This window comes from Segeticoccus rhizosphaerae (genome assembly GCF_009192725.1).
Taxonomy (GTDB): domain Bacteria; phylum Actinomycetota; class Actinomycetes; order Actinomycetales; family Dermatophilaceae; genus Segeticoccus; species Segeticoccus rhizosphaerae.
Genome location: NZ_VOHR01000620.1, coordinates 1 through 879, shown reverse-complemented (window position 1 = coordinate 879; position 879 = coordinate 1). Strand labels below are relative to the sequence as shown.

The window sequence follows — 879 nt, the reverse complement described above, 5'->3', positions numbered from 1 at the left end:
CGCCGCCGGCGCGCGACCGGTGCGGCTCGGCGACACGGTCCTCCGCTCGTCCAGCGCCGGACCGGCGGCGCTCGCCGTGCTGTCCGCGGCAACCCGCTGGCGCTGACCCGGCAGGGGACGGCTGGCCAACGGCCGATCGTTAGTGATAACTTACCGTTCGTGACGACTTACCGAGGGGCTCCGCAGCTCGACGCGTTGGGTGATGCCAGTCGCCGGGCGATCGTCGCGGAGCTGTCGACCGGAGCTGCAACGGTGGGTCGCCTGGCCGATCGGCTCCCCATCAGCCGGCCCGCGGTGTCGCAGCACCTCAAGGTGCTCAAGGCCGCGGGGCTGGTGCGCGACCGGGCGGAGGGAACCCGTCGGATCTATGCGCTCGATCACGCGGGCGTGGACCAGATCCGCGCCTTCCTGGACGCCTTCTGGCGCGACGACCTGCAGCGTTTCGCCGACTTCGTCGACCGCGAGGCCGGCGCGCACGGCACCATCCCGCCACCACGGAAGGCGACTGCGCATGACTGACCCGAACACTCCGGTGACCGCCGAGATCGACGTGCCCGTGCCACCGGAGACCGCCTTCCGGCTCTATGTCACTCGTCCCGGCCGGACGCACCCGGAGGAAGGACTTTCCGGGGGCACCGGCGAGATCGTCTACGAGCCGTTCGCCGGCGGCCGATGGTACGAACGCGGACCGGACGGCCGGGAGCACGAGTGGGGGCGTGTCCTGGAGTGGGACCCGCCGCGCCGCCTGCTGCTCGCCTGGATGGTGGGCGCAGCGACCGGGCCCTGGGCGTTCGACCCCGATCCGGGGCACGCCAGCCGGGCCGAGATCACCTTCGCACCGGTCGACGGCGGGACGCGAGTGCACGTGGCGCACAGAGA

The 879-nt window shown here is 72.5% G+C and carries 2 protein-coding genes; both read left to right on the top strand.

The window, feature by feature from the left end; genetic code table 11:
• Positions 1-159: 159 nt before the first annotated feature.
• A complete protein-coding gene (locus FRW57_RS22115) occupies positions 160-519 on the top strand; it encodes an ArsR/SmtB family transcription factor (protein ID WP_137121659.1) in 360 nt (119 codons plus the stop codon).
• Positions 512-879, top strand: a 368-nt coding sequence (locus tag FRW57_RS22110; protein WP_152187092.1) for an SRPBCC domain-containing protein, incomplete at its 3' end; no start/stop codon positions are given. The genes FRW57_RS22115 and FRW57_RS22110, both read left to right, overlap by 8 nt.